The sequence below is a fragment of the Streptomyces lancefieldiae genome, assembly GCF_031845825.1.
GTDB classification, from domain to species: domain Bacteria; phylum Actinomycetota; class Actinomycetes; order Streptomycetales; family Streptomycetaceae; genus Streptomyces; species Streptomyces lancefieldiae.
The window spans coordinates 1-382 of the sequence record NZ_JAVRFH010000417.1; the positions used below are offsets into that span (position 1 = coordinate 1).

The 382-nt window shown below is 65.7% G+C and carries 1 protein-coding gene and 1 pseudogene; one reads left to right on the forward strand and one right to left on the reverse strand.

Annotation, left to right across the window (positions count from 1 at the left end; translation table 11 throughout):
• Window positions 1-75 precede the first annotated feature (75 nt).
• Window positions 76-177 carry a putative leader peptide gene (locus RM812_RS42780; protein ID WP_311586523.1) on the reverse strand — a complete coding sequence of 34 codons (102 nt, stop codon included), beginning with the start codon at window positions 175-177 and terminating at the stop codon, window positions 76-78.
• 74 nt (window positions 178-251) lie between these two features.
• Here RM812_RS42780 and RM812_RS42785 point away from each other — a divergent pair.
• A pseudogene (locus RM812_RS42785) lies at window positions 252-382 on the forward strand (YjbQ family protein); the annotation flags it as partial.

The window sequence follows — 382 nt, forward strand, 5'->3', positions numbered from 1 at the left end:
GGCAAGGCGCAGCCGATGGGCCGGAACCGGATGAAGGCTCCGGTCAGGAGGGGCGCGAAAGGCGCTGAGGGAACGTCAGCAGCCGCGACAACACGCGGCGGATGCCACCCGCAGCAGGTCGATGTGACCGCGCGAGGTGAGCAGAGCTGATCGGAACATGGCGATGAACGTAGTCATCCGGTCAGGACACGGTCAATGGCGTCTCGGAGCGTGGACGTGCCATCTCGCCTCCCGGAAGAGAAGATGGCGGCATGTCCGATTCCTTCACCACCACTGTCCTGAACATCACCACGGGTACGGCGGAGACCGTCACGGACCTGACGCGGGAGTGCGAGGAGTTCCTCACCCGCGCGGCATCCGGCCGCGACGGCCTCCTCAACAT

Excerpts from the sequence above, each read along its gene's own strand:
- RM812_RS42780 (WP_311586523.1), bottom strand. The coding sequence starts at position 177 with ATGACTACGTTCATCGCCATGTTCCGATCAGCTCTGCTCACCTCGCGC.